Annotated in this window: 10 protein-coding genes, 16 tRNA genes and 3 rRNA genes; 24 read left to right on the forward strand and 5 right to left on the reverse strand. The window is 44.0% G+C overall.

Annotated elements, in window-relative coordinates; translation table 11 throughout:
* The first annotated feature begins 18 nt into the window (after positions 1 to 18).
* From MHI46_RS04400 to MHI46_RS04505, 22 genes are all read left to right on the forward strand, one after another.
* Positions 19 to 1567: ribosomal RNA gene (locus MHI46_RS04400) — 16S ribosomal RNA — on the forward strand.
* A gap of 182 nt (positions 1568 to 1749) precedes the next feature.
* Positions 1750 to 4680 (forward strand): 23S ribosomal RNA (locus tag MHI46_RS04405).
* Positions 4681 to 4789: 109 nt separating this feature from the next.
* A 5S ribosomal RNA gene (rrf, locus tag MHI46_RS04410) occupies positions 4790 to 4905 on the forward strand.
* Together the 16S, 23S and 5S rRNA genes with 16 tRNA genes alongside form the textbook arrangement of a ribosomal RNA operon.
* 9 nt (positions 4906 to 4914) lie before the next feature.
* Positions 4915 to 4989 (forward strand) — tRNA-Asn (locus tag MHI46_RS04415).
* Positions 4990 to 4993: 4 nt separating this feature from the next.
* A tRNA-Ser gene (locus tag MHI46_RS04420) sits at positions 4994 to 5084 on the forward strand.
* Between the two features lie 17 nt (positions 5085 to 5101).
* Positions 5102 to 5176: transfer RNA gene (locus MHI46_RS04425), tRNA-Glu, on the forward strand.
* Between the two features lie 33 nt (positions 5177 to 5209).
* A tRNA-Val gene (locus MHI46_RS04430) sits at positions 5210 to 5285 on the forward strand.
* A gap of 15 nt (positions 5286 to 5300) precedes the next feature.
* Positions 5301 to 5377, forward strand: a tRNA-Met gene (locus MHI46_RS04435).
* A gap of 4 nt (positions 5378 to 5381) precedes the next feature.
* Positions 5382 to 5458: transfer RNA gene (locus MHI46_RS04440), tRNA-Asp, on the forward strand.
* A gap of 18 nt (positions 5459 to 5476) precedes the next feature.
* A tRNA-Phe gene (locus MHI46_RS04445) sits at positions 5477 to 5552 on the forward strand.
* Between the two features lie 6 nt (positions 5553 to 5558).
* Positions 5559 to 5631: transfer RNA gene (locus MHI46_RS04450), tRNA-Thr, on the forward strand.
* A 15-nt stretch (positions 5632 to 5646) separates the two neighbouring features.
* Positions 5647 to 5731: transfer RNA gene (locus MHI46_RS04455), tRNA-Tyr, on the forward strand.
* 14 nt (positions 5732 to 5745) lie between these two features.
* Positions 5746 to 5819: transfer RNA gene (locus tag MHI46_RS04460), tRNA-Trp, on the forward strand.
* Positions 5820 to 5848: 29 nt separating this feature from the next.
* A tRNA-His gene (locus tag MHI46_RS04465) sits at positions 5849 to 5924 on the forward strand.
* 9 nt (positions 5925 to 5933) lie between these two features.
* Positions 5934 to 6005 (forward strand) — tRNA-Gln (locus MHI46_RS04470).
* A gap of 7 nt (positions 6006 to 6012) precedes the next feature.
* A tRNA-Gly gene (locus MHI46_RS04475) sits at positions 6013 to 6087 on the forward strand.
* 5 nt (positions 6088 to 6092) lie between these two features.
* Positions 6093 to 6163 (forward strand) — tRNA-Cys (locus tag MHI46_RS04480).
* Between the two features lie 14 nt (positions 6164 to 6177).
* Positions 6178 to 6266: transfer RNA gene (locus MHI46_RS04485), tRNA-Leu, on the forward strand.
* Positions 6267 to 6301: 35 nt separating this feature from the next.
* A tRNA-Leu gene (locus tag MHI46_RS04490) sits at positions 6302 to 6383 on the forward strand.
* A 414-nt stretch (positions 6384 to 6797) separates the two neighbouring features.
* Positions 6798 to 7223, forward strand: coding sequence for a hypothetical protein (locus tag MHI46_RS04495; RefSeq protein WP_260775553.1), 426 nt, complete (start codon positions 6798 to 6800; stop codon positions 7221 to 7223).
* Between the two features lie 403 nt (positions 7224 to 7626).
* Entirely contained in the window at positions 7627 to 8421 is a 795-nt protein-coding gene (locus MHI46_RS04500) for a phosphotransferase (RefSeq protein WP_342503137.1), read from the forward strand.
* Between the two features lie 16 nt (positions 8422 to 8437).
* Positions 8438 to 9142, forward strand: coding sequence for a hypothetical protein (locus MHI46_RS04505; protein ID WP_342503242.1), 705 nt, complete (start codon positions 8438 to 8440; stop codon positions 9140 to 9142).
* Between the two features lie 30 nt (positions 9143 to 9172).
* On the opposite strand, the gene MHI46_RS04510 is transcribed toward MHI46_RS04505, so the two are convergent.
* From MHI46_RS04510 to MHI46_RS04530, 5 genes are all read right to left on the reverse strand, one after another.
* Positions 9173 to 9718, reverse strand: a complete 546-nt coding sequence (locus tag MHI46_RS04510; protein ID WP_106025354.1) for a histidine phosphatase family protein — start codon at positions 9716 to 9718, stop codon at positions 9173 to 9175.
* 62 nt (positions 9719 to 9780) lie between these two features.
* On the reverse strand, positions 9781 to 9978 hold the full coding sequence (locus MHI46_RS04515; RefSeq protein ID WP_087975674.1) for a hypothetical protein: 198 nt from the start codon (positions 9976 to 9978) through the stop codon (positions 9781 to 9783).
* A 145-nt stretch (positions 9979 to 10123) separates the two neighbouring features.
* On the reverse strand, positions 10124 to 10393 hold the full coding sequence (locus MHI46_RS04520; protein ID WP_144490848.1) for a hypothetical protein: 270 nt from the start codon (positions 10391 to 10393) through the stop codon (positions 10124 to 10126).
* Positions 10394 to 10457: 64 nt separating this feature from the next.
* A complete protein-coding gene (locus tag MHI46_RS04525) occupies positions 10458 to 11147 on the reverse strand; it encodes a DUF1963 domain-containing protein (protein WP_039177346.1) in 690 nt (229 codons plus the stop codon).
* Positions 11148 to 11165: 18 nt separating this feature from the next.
* A complete protein-coding gene (locus MHI46_RS04530) occupies positions 11166 to 11969 on the reverse strand; it encodes a DUF2262 domain-containing protein (protein WP_039177349.1) in 804 nt (267 codons plus the stop codon).
* 540 nt (positions 11970 to 12509) lie between these two features.
* On the opposite strand from MHI46_RS04530, the gene MHI46_RS04535 reads away from it, so the two are divergent.
* Positions 12510 to 14453 (forward strand): LTA synthase family protein, encoded by a 1944-nt coding sequence (locus tag MHI46_RS04535; protein WP_024427404.1) that lies wholly within the window; start codon positions 12510 to 12512, stop codon positions 14451 to 14453.
* A gap of 155 nt (positions 14454 to 14608) precedes the next feature.
* Complete coding sequence (gene lepB / locus MHI46_RS04540) at positions 14609 to 15175, forward strand: signal peptidase I (protein WP_024425343.1); 567 nt, start codon at positions 14609 to 14611, stop codon at positions 15173 to 15175.
* Positions 15176 to 15214: the final 39 nt, after the last annotated feature.

The following is a 15214-nucleotide window of genomic DNA, read 5'->3' on the forward strand; positions in this document are numbered from 1 at the left end:
GTGATATGCATCCTGCATACCTCGGAGAGTTTGATCCTGGCTCAGGACGAACGCTGGCGGCGTGCCTAATACATGCAAGTCGAGCGGACAGAAGGGAGCTTGCTCCCGGATGTTAGCGGCGGACGGGTGAGTAACACGTGGGTAACCTGCCTGTAAGACTGGGATAACTCCGGGAAACCGGAGCTAATACCGGATAGTTCCTTGAACCGCATGGTTCAAGGATGAAAGACGGTTTCGGCTGTCACTTACAGATGGACCCGCGGCGCATTAGCTAGTTGGTGGGGTAATGGCTCACCAAGGCGACGATGCGTAGCCGACCTGAGAGGGTGATCGGCCACACTGGGACTGAGACACGGCCCAGACTCCTACGGGAGGCAGCAGTAGGGAATCTTCCGCAATGGACGAAAGTCTGACGGAGCAACGCCGCGTGAGTGATGAAGGTTTTCGGATCGTAAAGCTCTGTTGTTAGGGAAGAACAAGTGCGAGAGTAACTGCTCGCACCTTGACGGTACCTAACCAGAAAGCCACGGCTAACTACGTGCCAGCAGCCGCGGTAATACGTAGGTGGCAAGCGTTGTCCGGAATTATTGGGCGTAAAGGGCTCGCAGGCGGTTTCTTAAGTCTGATGTGAAAGCCCCCGGCTCAACCGGGGAGGGTCATTGGAAACTGGGAAACTTGAGTGCAGAAGAGGAGAGTGGAATTCCACGTGTAGCGGTGAAATGCGTAGAGATGTGGAGGAACACCAGTGGCGAAGGCGACTCTCTGGTCTGTAACTGACGCTGAGGAGCGAAAGCGTGGGGAGCGAACAGGATTAGATACCCTGGTAGTCCACGCCGTAAACGATGAGTGCTAAGTGTTAGGGGGTTTCCGCCCCTTAGTGCTGCAGCTAACGCATTAAGCACTCCGCCTGGGGAGTACGGTCGCAAGACTGAAACTCAAAGGAATTGACGGGGGCCCGCACAAGCGGTGGAGCATGTGGTTTAATTCGAAGCAACGCGAAGAACCTTACCAGGTCTTGACATCCTCTGACAACCCTAGAGATAGGGCTTTCCCTTCGGGGACAGAGTGACAGGTGGTGCATGGTTGTCGTCAGCTCGTGTCGTGAGATGTTGGGTTAAGTCCCGCAACGAGCGCAACCCTTGATCTTAGTTGCCAGCATTCAGTTGGGCACTCTAAGGTGACTGCCGGTGACAAACCGGAGGAAGGTGGGGATGACGTCAAATCATCATGCCCCTTATGACCTGGGCTACACACGTGCTACAATGGACAGAACAAAGGGCTGCAAGACCGCAAGGTTTAGCCAATCCCATAAATCTGTTCTCAGTTCGGATCGCAGTCTGCAACTCGACTGCGTGAAGCTGGAATCGCTAGTAATCGCGGATCAGCATGCCGCGGTGAATACGTTCCCGGGCCTTGTACACACCGCCCGTCACACCACGAGAGTTTGCAACACCCGAAGTCGGTGAGGTAACCTTTATGGAGCCAGCCGCCGAAGGTGGGGCAGATGATTGGGGTGAAGTCGTAACAAGGTAGCCGTATCGGAAGGTGCGGCTGGATCACCTCCTTTCTAAGGATATATGGAGCAGCGTACGTTTTCGTCTTGTTTAGTTTTGAAGGATCATTCCTTCAAAACATGTCTCTAGCGAGACAGGATTGTTCTTTGAAAACTAGATAACAATAAGTAATACATTCACATTGAATGCAATGCAAAGTTCATCACACATAGTGATTCTTTCTAAAGTAAGAAATGGTTAAGTTAGAAAGGGCGCACGGTGGATGCCTTGGCACTAGGAGCCGATGAAGGACGGGACGAACACCGATATGCTTCGGGGAGCTGTAAGCAAGCTTTGATCCGGAGATTTCCGAATGGGGAAACCCACTGCTCGTAATGGAGTAGTATCCATACTTGAATACATAGAGTATGAGAAGGCATACCCGGGGAACTGAAACATCTAAGTACCCGGAGGAAGAGAAAGCAAATGCGATTCCCTGAGTAGCGGCGAGCGAAACGGGAACAGCCCAAACCAAGAGGCTTGCCTCTTGGGGTTGTAGGACACTCTATACGGAGTTACAAAGGAACGATATAAGCGAAGAGGTCTGGAAAGGCCCGCCAAAGAAGGTAACAGCCCTGTAACTGAAATGTTGTTCTCTCCAGAGTGGATCCTGAGTACGGCGGAACACGTGAAATTCCGTCGGAATCCGGGAGGACCATCTCCCAAGGCTAAATACTCCCTAGTGACCGATAGTGAACCAGTACCGTGAGGGAAAGGTGAAAAGCACCCCGGAAGGGGAGTGAAATAGATCCTGAAACCGTGTGCCTACAAGTAGTCAGAGCCCGTTAACGGGTGATGGCGTGCCTTTTGTAGAATGAACCGGCGAGTTACGATCCCGTGCAAGGTTAAGCAGAAGATGCGGAGCCGCAGCGAAAGCGAGTCTGAATAGGGCGCATGAGTACGTGGTCGTAGACCCGAAACCAGGTGATCTACCCATGTCCAGGGTGAAGTTCAGGTAACACTGAATGGAGGCCCGAACCCACGCACGTTGAAAAGTGCGGGGATGAGGTGTGGGTAGGGGTGAAATGCCAATCGAACCTGGAGATAGCTGGTTCTCTCCGAAATAGCTTTAGGGCTAGCCTCAAGGTAAGAGTCTCGGAGGTAGAGCACTGATTGGACTAGGGGCCCCTACCGGGTTACCGAATTCAGTCAAACTCCGAATGCCGATGACTTATCCTTGGGAGTCAGACTGCGAGTGATAAGATCCGTAGTCGAAAGGGAAACAGCCCAGACCGCCAGCTAAGGTCCCAAAGTATACGTTAAGTGGAAAAGGATGTGGAGTTGCTTAGACAACCAGGATGTTGGCTTAGAAGCAGCCACCATTTAAAGAGTGCGTAATAGCTCACTGGTCGAGTGACTCTGCGCCGAAAATGTACCGGGGCTAAACGTATCACCGAAGCTGCGGACTGTTCTTACGAACAGTGGTAGGAGAGCGTTCTAAGGGCTGTGAAGCCAGACCGGAAGGACTGGTGGAGCGCTTAGAAGTGAGAATGCCGGTATGAGTAGCGAAAGACGGGTGAGAATCCCGTCCACCGAATGCCTAAGGTTTCCTGAGGAAGGCTCGTCCGCTCAGGGTTAGTCGGGACCTAAGCCGAGGCCGAAAGGCGTAGGCGATGGACAACAGGTTGATATTCCTGTACCACCTCCTCACCATTTGAGCAATGGGGGGACGCAGGAGGATAGGGTAAGCGCGGTATTGGATATCCGCGTCCAAGCAGTTAGGCTGGGAAATAGGCAAATCCGTTTCCCGTAAAGGCTGAGCTGTGATGGCGAGCGAAATTTAGTAGCGAAGTTCCTGATTCCACACTGCCAAGAAAAGCCTCTAGCGAGGTGAGAGGTGCCCGTACCGCAAACCGACACAGGTAGGCGAGGAGAGAATCCTAAGGTGATCGAGAGAACTCTCGTTAAGGAACTCGGCAAAATGACCCCGTAACTTCGGGAGAAGGGGTGCTTCTTAGGGTGTTAAAGCCCCGAGAAGCCGCAGTGAATAGGCCCAGGCGACTGTTTAGCAAAAACACAGGTCTCTGCGAAGCCGTAAGGCGAAGTATAGGGGCTGACGCCTGCCCGGTGCTGGAAGGTTAAGAGGAGCGCTTAGCGTAAGCGAAGGTGCGAATTGAAGCCCCAGTAAACGGCGGCCGTAACTATAACGGTCCTAAGGTAGCGAAATTCCTTGTCGGGTAAGTTCCGACCCGCACGAAAGGCGCAACGATCTGGGCACTGTCTCAACGAGAGACTCGGTGAAATTATAGTACCTGTGAAGATGCAGGTTACCCGCGACAGGACGGAAAGACCCCGTGGAGCTTTACTGCAGCCTGATATTGAATGTTGGTACAGCTTGTACAGGATAGGTAGGAGCCTTGGAAACCGGAGCGCTAGCTTCGGTGGAGGCATCGGTGGGATACTACCCTGGCTGTATTGACCTTCTAACCCGCTGCCCTTATCGGGCAGGGAGACAGTGTCAGGTGGGCAGTTTGACTGGGGCGGTCGCCTCCTAAAATGTAACGGAGGCGCCCAAAGGTTCCCTCAGAATGGTTGGAAATCATTCGCAGAGTGTAAAGGCACAAGGGAGCTTGACTGCGAGACCTACAAGTCGAGCAGGGACGAAAGTCGGGCTTAGTGATCCGGTGGTTCCGCATGGAAGGGCCATCGCTCAACGGATAAAAGCTACCCCGGGGATAACAGGCTTATCTCCCCCAAGAGTCCACATCGACGGGGAGGTTTGGCACCTCGATGTCGGCTCATCGCATCCTGGGGCTGTAGTCGGTCCCAAGGGTTGGGCTGTTCGCCCATTAAAGCGGTACGCGAGCTGGGTTCAGAACGTCGTGAGACAGTTCGGTCCCTATCCGTCGCGGGCGCAGGAAATTTGAGAGGAGCTGTCCTTAGTACGAGAGGACCGGGATGGACGCACCGCTGGTGTACCAGTTGTTCTGCCAAGGGCATCGCTGGGTAGCTATGTGCGGACGGGATAAGTGCTGAAAGCATCTAAGCATGAAGCCCCCCTCAAGATGAGATTTCCCATTCCGCAAGGAAGTAAGATCCCTGAAAGATGATCAGGTTGATAGGTCTGAGGTGGAAGCGTGGTGACACGTGGAGCTGACAGATACTAATAGATCGAGGACTTAACCTATATTCTAATGTGAAGCATGAACATTGTTATCTAGTTTTGAGAGAACATTTTTAAAATATCTCTTGATTTATTTTCAATACATAGTATAATATCTTTTGTCACTAAATTGTCTGGTGATGATGGCGAAGAGGTCACACCCGTTCCCATACCGAACACGGAAGTTAAGCTCTTCAGCGCCGATGGTAGTTGGGGGTCTCCCCCTGTGAGAGTAGGACATCGCCAGGCTTTCTTCATTCCGCAGTAGCTCAGTGGTAGAGCTATCGGCTGTTAACCGATCGGTCGTAGGTTCGAATCCTACCTGCGGAGCCAATTTGGAGAGCTGTCCGAGTGGCCGAAGGAGCACGATTGGAAATCGTGTAGGCGGTAACCCCGTCTCAAGGGTTCGAATCCCTTGCTCTCCGCCACAATTTACATAATAAAGGGCCCGTTGGTCAAGCGGTTAAGACACCGCCCTTTCACGGCGGTAACACGGGTTCGAATCCCGTACGGGTCACCATTTTTATAGAATATATACCAGCATTTTTTATTCGGAGGATTAGCTCAGCTGGGAGAGCATCTGCCTTACAAGCAGAGGGTCGGCGGTTCGAGCCCGTCATCCTCCACCATATCTTTTATATCGTCGCGGGGTGGAGCAGTTCGGTAGCTCGTCGGGCTCATAACCCGAAGGTCGCAGGTTCAAATCCTGCCCCCGCAACCAAAATGGTCCGGTAGTTCAGTTGGTTAGAATGCCTGCCTGTCACGCAGGAGGTCGCGGGTTCGAGTCCCGTCCGGACCGCCATTTTTCAAAAGAATACTTGGCTCGGTAGCTCAGTTGGTAGAGCAACGGACTGAAAATCCGTGTGTCGGCGGTTCGATTCCGTCCCGAGCCACCACTATTTGCCGGTGTAGCTCAATTGGTAGAGCAACTGACTTGTAATCAGTAGGTTGGGGGTTCAAGTCCTCTTGCCGGCACTGTTTTTCAAATGTGGAGGGGTAGCGAAGTGGCTAAACGCGGCGGACTGTAAATCCGCTCCCTCCGGGTTCGGCGGTTCGAATCCGCCCCCCTCCACCATTTTTTATTTTCATAGGGGCATAGTTTAACGGTAGAACAGAGGTCTCCAAAACCTCCGGTGTGGGTTCGATTCCTACTGCCCCTGCCAATTATACTTTATAATTCATTACATCTATGGCGGTTGTGGCGAAGTGGTTAACGCACCAGATTGTGGCTCTGGCACTCGTGGGTTCGATTCCCATCAATCGCCCCATTTTATTATTGGGCTATAGCCAAGCGGTAAGGCAACGGACTTTGACTCCGTCATGCGTTGGTTCGAATCCAGCTAGCCCAGTTGATGTGCGGAAGTAGTTCAGTGGTAGAACACCACCTTGCCAAGGTGGGGGTCGCGGGTTCGAATCCCGTCTTCCGCTCCAATAATGGCGGCATAGCCAAGTGGTAAGGCAGAGGTCTGCAAAACCTTTATCCCCGGTTCAAATCCGGGTGTCGCCTTTTTTGAAAAGACTGCCGGGGTGGTGGAATTGGCAGACACACAGGACTTAAAATCCTGCGGTAGGTGACTACCGTGCCGGTTCAAGTCCGGCCCTCGGCACCATTTTTTTAATATAAGATGCGCTCTTTTATAATCATGCCGGTGTGGCGGAATTGGCAGACGCGCACGACTCAAAATCGTGTTCCTCACGGAGTGCCGGTTCGACCCCGGCCACCGGTATCTAGTTTTAGATATTCTTTATTATCATTCATTACAGAAGAATTAAGGAATATCAACGTTTAAAACGTCTTTCTACAAATTGTAGGAGGGCGTTTTTTATTTGTTTTTAGCTGATTTTTCACACGACAAAATTGCTTCCAATCGTGTTCTGTTCACTGGTGAAAGGGGAATTAGCTAAATGGCACGACGTTAAAATATTTGAGACTACATTCTATTCAGTATTACATGAATAAATTTAAGGGGTTTCTTAATGTTCTAACAGTACAAGGAATAAATATTTCTGAATTAAAGCCTTACGAGGAACATATGAAGGAGATTATCTTTTACTTTATTGATGGTTACCTTATTATTAAACTAAAAGGGCAGGATAATTGAAGAAGGATGAGATAAATTGTACATAGGAGAGGTGTTGTCATGATTACGGTTAAAAATGCTGAAAGTTATATTAAAGATAGCATTGGTGAAGATATCGATGATATAAAAAAGGTTTGGGAAACATTTAAGGCTTTTTCAAAGGAGGCAGTTGAGGGCGAAGAAGATAAAGAAATTTTATTTCAGTGTGGTGTCTATGACTTTACAGGAGAGGAACTATTTCATTTTGACCTTGTACGTCAGTTTACAGTTTATGAAGAAGATGATTATTCTCACATGGAACAACTACACTGTGAATTTTTATTTAAACCAACAAGCGAGTTAAAAAATTTAAAGGTGGTAGAAGAATGGTCAATGGATTATGACGATATCGATCATTTTTTTAATCATATTGAAAGTATTCATGAGTTTAAAATACCTTTGAGTTTAAAACCGATAAAATCAGAAATATATCAAGAAGAACTTTGATTCTTATTTTATAAACGGGTACTTTACTTTAAGAGGGTGTACCTTGCCTTTTAGGAATAATTTATCACGGATTGCCGGTTCAGCTCCGGCCATCGGTATCTATTAAAAGTTTCATGATTGGTTTTTACCGTGAACCTAACGTTTCACCCTTGTGGTAAACGTTTTTTTGTGGTTATTAAAAATAGAAAACTATTAGAAAATAATGAGCATGTACTTCTTTTAGCAGAATAATCTTTAGATGATTTGCAACATTTGATAGGATATATTTAACCATGTAAGGAAACAAAATGGGGCAGCACATTCACATAAAACAGTGTACAACCTTTGAGTAACTAAAAATATTTGGGTAAATACGCATCTTTAGTTGATATCATCATTGTGATCCAATTTTAGGGGAGAATTTATGAAAAAACAAAATGATCATGAAGAGTTATTGACAGGTGGCAATATCTCGAACGTATATCGTTCGGGAGATACGGTTCGTCGAGAAGTAAAGTCAGACAATATCAATATACGAAAGCTGCTAAAGCATTTAGAAAAAAAGAATTTCTCCTATGCTCCAAAGTTTTTAGGAGTTGATGAAAAAGGTAGAGAGATCTTGTCTTTTATTGAAGGCGAAGCTGGCCATGATCCCTTAAAAGAATACATGTGCTCTCACCAAGCCTTAAAAGAAATAGCGAGAATGCTTAGACTGTATCATGATGCTGTTTGTGATTTTCCCATTTCAGACGATTGGGAACTAATGGACAATACGCCTAACAACATAGAGGTTGTATGCCATAATGATTTTGCTATGTACAATATCATTTTCAATAACGAAAAACCAGTAGGAATTATTGATTTTGATGTAGCGGCTCCTGGTCCAAGGCTTTGGGATATCGCATATACTCTGTATACATGTGTACCTATCAGTAGGTTTTTTCGCACCAAAACAGGAGATATCGCGAACTATCATTCATCAGAACATGCAGACCATATAAAGCATAGAGTGAAACTGTTTTTTGAAGCTTATGGGGAGGAAATAGCAGAAGATTATTTGGATATGGTGCTGTTGCGTTTAAAAGGGTTATGTCAGTACATGAAACGAAAAGCGAGTGAAGGGGATATCGCTTTTCAAAACATGATTCATGAGGGGCACCTTGAGCATTATCAAAAAGACATTCAATTCATTCATGAACATAGAAAAGATTGGATGTAAAGAGGCGGCGTTGTTATTGCAAACGAATACGATATTACAGACCATGATTGAAGACGAGGGCTCACATGATTATCCTCTTTTTAGACAGTACTGTGTGAAAAAAGAACAGGGCCTGCGTAAAGATGCGCTAAAAGTTCTTCAGGCCTTTATTGAAGAGATGAAAGAGAACGATTTTGAAGTACAGCGTTTATTTGTTGCTTGGCTGTTTGAGAAGATTGAACGGTTTGAGGATGGTCATCATTTGCTTGTGTATCCATTGATAATTGGGGTGATACAGCCTGTTCTACAAAAATGGGAGAAGGTTGACCCAATGGATGTGAGACCATATCGCTGGCAGGGCTTGTTTGTACATCAGGGAGAAGGGCTGCCCTATTTATTGAAGGCACTAGAGCTTGGGGGCAGCAAGGAGCAGCGTGTGATTGTTCAAATTTGTGAAATCTATTTATCGGCCTTGTGGTATTCGTTTCATCATATACATGAAGATCTTTATTTAAGCACCTATGAGAAAGACCAAGAGCGAATTCAGGGTATTGAAGATGTCATGATGCTGATTGAAGATAAGAGGATTCGTACTAATGTTGAAAAACAAGCAGCCTATTATGATCAGCTTTTATCGGACTGGAAGAAATTTCAGCAAACGGAGACAAGAGGCTTCATGAAATGGTGTGCGGAGCGTAAGAAGCCGTATGAGTGGGTAGAGGCTTTTTATTATCAACAATAGATGAGGAAACGGCAGAATTCATTCTGCCGTTTATTTATGCCATATTCGTTCTATTTCTACATGATCTGGTTTGAAATATTTCAGGATATAGACATCTGGATTGCTTAGTTTCTCCCATTCCTCGAATCCAATCGTTGGATCGGCGTGTTTAAGAAGCAGGCTCATGATATTACCATGTGTGATGAATAGGGTATGATCTTTTTCTAATTTTATTTGTTCGTGGAGCGCTTCTACAATACGATTCATGGCTTCTTGGCTCGATTCTCCGCCTTCACAGGTCATATGTAAGTCTGTAAAACTAAGCTTTAGCTTCTCATACCAATTGTCTATTGGCTTACTGCTTAACACACGTTCAGAGAGGCGTTGATCGATTTTTATCTCGAGCTGTTTTGCATGAGCAAGGGGCTCAGTAGTTTGGATCGCTCGTTTATAAGGACTTGAGATAATCTGATTGAGATGAATGCTGGAAAAAAACTGTGACAGTTCGTGAGATTGAGTGATGCCTTGTGGCGTTAAAGCTGCATCTTTAGATTGTCCATCTGCTTGGCAGTGTCTGACGATATAATATGTTTTCATTGGATACACCTTTCATTGAGTATAAAAAAATCATCCAGTATTGGATGAGGATTTGCGAAGATCTAGGTAAGCTTGTTCGTATCTGTTTCTTTATAGGGATCTGTGAGCTTGGAGGTCAGGTCTAGGTTGAACAAAAAATCATCGACGGTGTCTGTGCCAAAGGGAAGTGTGGAGAAGTTGATTGGGATGCTGTCTTCTTGCTTTTCTGAAGTGACTTGCTGTGCAGGCTGCTTTTTTCTCCAGTTCTTAAACAAGCGCATGTGAGGCCCCCCTTTTCTTTGAAAAAGATGGATTTATACATAATATACGGGGAGAGTTGTCCAGGCGTCAAATGTTTTCTTCAAAAGGAACGATTCAATTGATAAAACAAGAGCCACAGGAAAGTGCGGCTCTTGTTGTTTCAGTTTACATTGCGCGTTGTAATGCTTGTAGTAATTTACGTTCGCATCTTAAGTTGTATCGCTTCTTATGGAGTTTCTCCGTTTTAAACCTGCCTATGAGACGCCGGACACCGGGATCATAAATGATGAGCTCCCTGCAAGTTTGATCATGTAATAGTGCTTTAAACCAGCTATATTTTTTGAGATGTGCTGCGTTCCTTGAGATATCCTCTTCATCCACTTGTAGAAAAGGGATATACACAGCAAGTGAAAAGATGTCTAAAATGAATCCCATTTTGCTTCCTCCTTTCATATTATTCATTACGCTTAGGAGAAGGCAAGGTTTCATTCAATAAACGTTAAAAACAATCCCAGTGCATAAACCATTCTTTTGATTCTTTGTCATAATAGAAATACATCGTGCCGTTATCACCAATCATGAAACGAGGTTTTTCTTCTGAGGCGATTTGCAGCATGAATTCGCCTTGTTGTTGATGGGGTGGGGATTGAATATACGCCCCATATCCACCGATTTTTGTGAACGAATAATTTGTGTATTGATTAAAAAAGTGGTCCGTCGCTTCTTCACTTTCGTTTACTTCTGTTAGATCCACATATGACCATGCTTCTTCCCAGCAAGGGAAATCCCTTTGCTCACTTTTGTTCCATTGGATTTGAAAGGGTTTGAGTCCTCTCACTTCTTCAGGAGTCTCAGCTACTTCTAAACCTTCGATTGATGCATATTCAATGAGCTTCCAGCCTTCGCCGTTTTTTGTGATATCAATCGGAAGTGCTTTCTGGTTGAGGAAAATTTGAATCAGCTTACACTCATTGAAGCCGTTCATTCCTCCTGGCACTTCTGGTAAATAAATTTGTAAGATCGGAATCATGGAACCATCTTGATCTGTCGGCCAGCCCTGATGAGGATCGATGAAAAAATGGCCTGCAAACCAGCTGTGTACAGCTGGATCAGGACGGAACCCGCCTATTTTGGCAATGGCTGGCGTTTTCCCAATTAGATTTAATTCTTGAAAAGCTTTGATCTCCATCTAATGTCCCTCCAGCTGTTAGCCTGCAATGTGTGCATCATGAAATGTGCCATTTATATTTCCTGTGATAATAATGACATGTCCCCAAAATAAATCACCGTCATGATAGTAGACTTCAAACTCTCCCTCAGGGTAAACATGCAGGCTTTCAAGTGAAATGCGGCTCATAAATTGATTCAGTGTGAGTTCTTCTTGCTTTTCAGCTGATTCGTCTTGTTCCTGCCAATCCTTTGCTAGATCTATCAGCTGATTCGCGGCAAATGATTTAATAGAAGAATCCCATTTGGCTTGTTCTGGTATGAGTTGTTTTGCTGTAGAAAGTGAGTCATTTATTTTTTCATCTTCTTCGAGGTTGAAGTAGAGAAGGCACTCTTCATTGCTCCATTGGATCGTCTTTTCAAATAAGTCTAGTCCTTTCACTAGCTCAAAGGTTCCAAGTGTATCATCATGGTAAAACACAGGCTTTTGGGCTTGTTCTAAAATTTCTTGAAGTGCTTGATCCTTTGTATCTGTATTGATCAAAGATACAAGCATGAATTCACCTTCGCCTTTTCGAACCTGAAGTGTAACGATTGATTCTTTATGTAATTGTGACTGCTTTTCCCTTAATCCTTCGTCATCTGTTAACCAGCAAAGTCTTACATTTTCGTTTGTGATATGGCCGTTTTCCTTCCAGGCAATTAGTGGAATAGAAGCGGTCCAAAGAGGTGCCTGTCCTGCTTTTCCTGCCCCTACACCAGAAGGTCCTGTAACAGCAATGATAGTGACTATATCTTCTGAAAATCTTCCTTCAAAAGTGTTGATTTGTTTGTTAATCTTCATGTGATGTCCTCCAGCTCGATATTTTTGTTATGAACATAAGGATGATATGATCAAAATCTACCTCTTAATCACACCGCACATTAGTAGGGGAAATCAAGCTTTTTTTGTTTAAAACTGTTTTTTTAGGAGGTACATGGATTAATGAAGGTTGAGTCACAATAAAAGAAGCATGGATCGAATTTTGTATAAATTTGGGTAAGTGAGTCGAAAAGCCTAGGTGATTCTTCCTTTTCTTTATAATTACTTTGACACGAATAGATGAAAAAAGTAAAGTAATACTGAGTGATTTACAAAACCTTCTTCATCCACTAAAACATGAAGTGTGCGTAAATTTAATGTAAATGGATATTTTTCCTTTTATTTACTCGTATTTTTTTTGAAACTTATGATGCCTCTCGTTCGTTATATTAAAGGAGCGCATGTATCCGGCGGAGACAGAGCATCGGAATGCTTGACGAAGAAGATTTACATTTGCAAAATGAATGTAAATTTTTTATGATTTCATTTATATCAGAACGATGATAAGAAAGAAGAGGTTTTATGAAAAAAATATTTGCGAACAAATATAGCTTTTTTGTTTTGGCTGTCCTATTATTCTGGGCTAAATCATACACAGCCTACAAAATGGACTTTAATTTAGGAGTGAAAGGTTCTTTTCAAGAGGGGCTTCTCTTATTGAATCCATTTAGTTCAGCCATTGTGTTTTTTGGACTTGCTCTATTTTTAAAGGGGCGTAAATCTGCCATTGTTTTAATTGTTATTGATTTTATTATGACCGCACTTTTATATGCAAATGTAGCGTATTACCGTTTCTTTGATGACTTTTTGACTTTCTCAACAATGAAGCAGGCAGGAAATCTTGGGGGAGGCATGACTGGCGGTGTGTTAGCAAGCATTAAGCCGCATGACCTTTTATACTTCCTTGATATCATCATCTTGATTGCGATTGTCATTTGGAGACCGGAAGTGAAGAAGTTCCAAATGAAAAAGACGTTTGCACTGCTGATTGTAGCTGCAGGTATTGGACTGTTCTTTGTAAACCTTCATTTGGCTGAAAAGGATCGTCCAGAATTATTAACGAGAACCTTTGATCATAAGTATGTTGTCAAATACTTAGGTGTTTACAATTATACGATTTATGACGGGGTACAAGCAGCACAAAACGCAACGCAGGTTGCAAATGCAAGCAGTGAAGATTTAACGGATGTTGTGAACTATACGTCTTCTCACTATGCGAAGCCAAATGCAGAGTATTTTGGAAAAGCAAAAGGTAAAAACATTATTAAAATTCATTTAGAAAGCTTCCAGTCTTTCTTAATTGACTACAAATTAAATGGAGAAGAAGTGACTCCATTTTTAAACAAACTGGCTCATGGGAAAGATGACTTTACGTATTTCGATAACTTCTTCCATCAGACTGGTCAAGGGAAGACATCTGATGCTGAGCTGATGATGGATAATAGTATGTTTGGCTTGCCAGAGGGAGCAGCATTTGTGACAAAGGGTGAAAATACCTTCCAATCACTACCTGCCATCCTAGATCAAAAAGCAGGCTATACGAGTGCAGTGCTTCACGGGGACTATAAATCTTTCTGGAACCGTGACACGATTTATAAACATATGGGAATTGATCAATTCTTTGATGCTTCCTATTACAACATGGATGAAGAAAACCTTGTGAATATGGGTCTGAAGGATAAACCGTTCTTCAAAGAATCAATCCCAATGCTAGAATCAATGAAAAAGCCATTTTATGCACATTTAATGACACTGACAAATCACTATCCATTTAATTTAGATGAAAAAGATGCGACAATCGCTAAGGCAACAACGGGCGATAAAACAGTCGATAACTATTTCCAAACAGCAAGATATTTAGATGAGTCATTAGAGCAATTCTTCAAAGACTTGAAAAAATCAGGTATGTATAAAGACTCAGTCATTTTATTGTATGGTGACCATAACGGTATTTCTGAGAATCATAACCGTGCAATGAGTGAAATTCAAGGGAAAGAAATCACTCCTTATCAAAATGCACAAAACCAGCGTGTTCCGCTCATGATTCGTATTCCTGGTAAGAAGGGCGGCGTGAACCATACGTATGGTGGTGAAGTCGACGTGATGCCAACACTTCTTCACTTACAAGGTATCGATTCAAATGAATTCGTGAATTTTGGAACAGACTTATTCTCTAAAAAGCATGATGAGACTGTTGCCTTCCGTAATGGAAACTATGTGACACCGAAATACACACTTGTCGATAATACCGTTTATGATACGAAAACGGGTAAAGTGGTGAAACAAAATAAAAAGACAGAGGCGATTAAAGCCCGTGTTGATAATCAGTTAAGTCTTTCAGATAAGGTGCTCTATAGGGATCTTCTTCGATTCCATAAGTTATCTGATTTCAAACCAGTGAATCCATCGGATTATTTCTATGGTAAAGCAAACAAAGAAAAAGAAGCGGATTCTTCTGCTAACTAACTGAGTTTTGGGCAAGCACAGAAAGGTGCTTGCCTTTTTCTCTCTCTTTGCTTGATTTGTTGGCAAAATATGTTTATATTTAGGAAGAAACAAGTGTGATGCCGGCTGGCAGCTGGTGACACACATTTCGTCCTTGGGGAATTCAGGAGGAGCTTATGACAACAAATACAAAAACACAAAAAAAGAAATCAGAATTATGGGGCTGGATCAAAGCCATCTTAATCGCATTTATTGCTGTTTTTATCATTCGGAACTTTTTATTCGCGCCTTACATTGTCAAAGGATCTTCTATGTATCCGACATTGCATGATACAGAGCGGGTGTTTGTGAATAAAACGGTTGATTATTTCGGTGATTATAAACGGGGACAGATCATTGTTCTTGATGGGGAAGACCGCAGCACTCATTATGTCAAACGATTGATTGGTTTACCTGGTGATAAAATTGAAATGAAAAATGATCAACTATATGTTAATGGGAAAAAAGTGGCAGAGCCTTACTTAGCGTCAAACAAAAAGAAAGCAGCGGCAGATGGTACTTTGCTGACACCTGATTTTGGCCCTCTGACTGTTCCAAAAGGAAAGTACTTTGTCATGGGGGACAATCGCCAAAATTCAATGGACAGCCGCAACGGCTTAGGTCTTTTTACAAAGCGTGATATTCAAGGAACTACCTCATTTGTATTTTATCCTTTCCAAGACATTCGCTTACTCAATCATTAATAAACAAGAAAAAAGCACACAGCCGTGTGCTTTTTTCTA

This window comes from Bacillus sp. FSL K6-1000 (assembly GCF_038630785.1).
Taxonomy (GTDB): domain Bacteria; phylum Bacillota; class Bacilli; order Bacillales; family Bacillaceae; genus Bacillus; species Bacillus safensis.

Bases quoted from the DNA above. Each gene is read 5' to 3' on its own strand.
- MHI46_RS04500 (WP_342503137.1), top strand. From the start codon at position 7,627: ATGAAAAAACAAAATGATCATGAAGAGTTATTGACAGGTGGCAATATC.
- MHI46_RS04495 (WP_260775553.1), top strand. From the start codon at position 6,798: ATGATTACGGTTAAAAATGCTGAAAGTTATATTAAAGATAGCATTGGT.
- MHI46_RS04535 (WP_024427404.1), top strand. From the start codon at position 12,510: ATGAAAAAAATATTTGCGAACAAATATAGCTTTTTTGTTTTGGCTGTC.
- MHI46_RS04515 (WP_087975674.1), bottom strand. From the start codon at position 9,978: ATGCGCTTGTTTAAGAACTGGAGAAAAAAGCAGCCTGCACAGCAAGTC.
- MHI46_RS04510 (WP_106025354.1), bottom strand. From the start codon at position 9,718: ATGAAAACATATTATATCGTCAGACACTGCCAAGCAGATGGACAATCT.
- MHI46_RS04520 (WP_144490848.1), bottom strand. From the start codon at position 10,393: ATGGGATTCATTTTAGACATCTTTTCACTTGCTGTGTATATCCCTTTT.
- lepB (WP_024425343.1), top strand. From the start codon at position 14,609: ATGACAACAAATACAAAAACACAAAAAAAGAAATCAGAATTATGGGGC.
- MHI46_RS04530 (WP_039177349.1), bottom strand. From the start codon at position 11,969: ATGAAGATTAACAAACAAATCAACACTTTTGAAGGAAGATTTTCAGAA.
- MHI46_RS04525 (WP_039177346.1), bottom strand. From the start codon at position 11,147: ATGGAGATCAAAGCTTTTCAAGAATTAAATCTAATTGGGAAAACGCCA.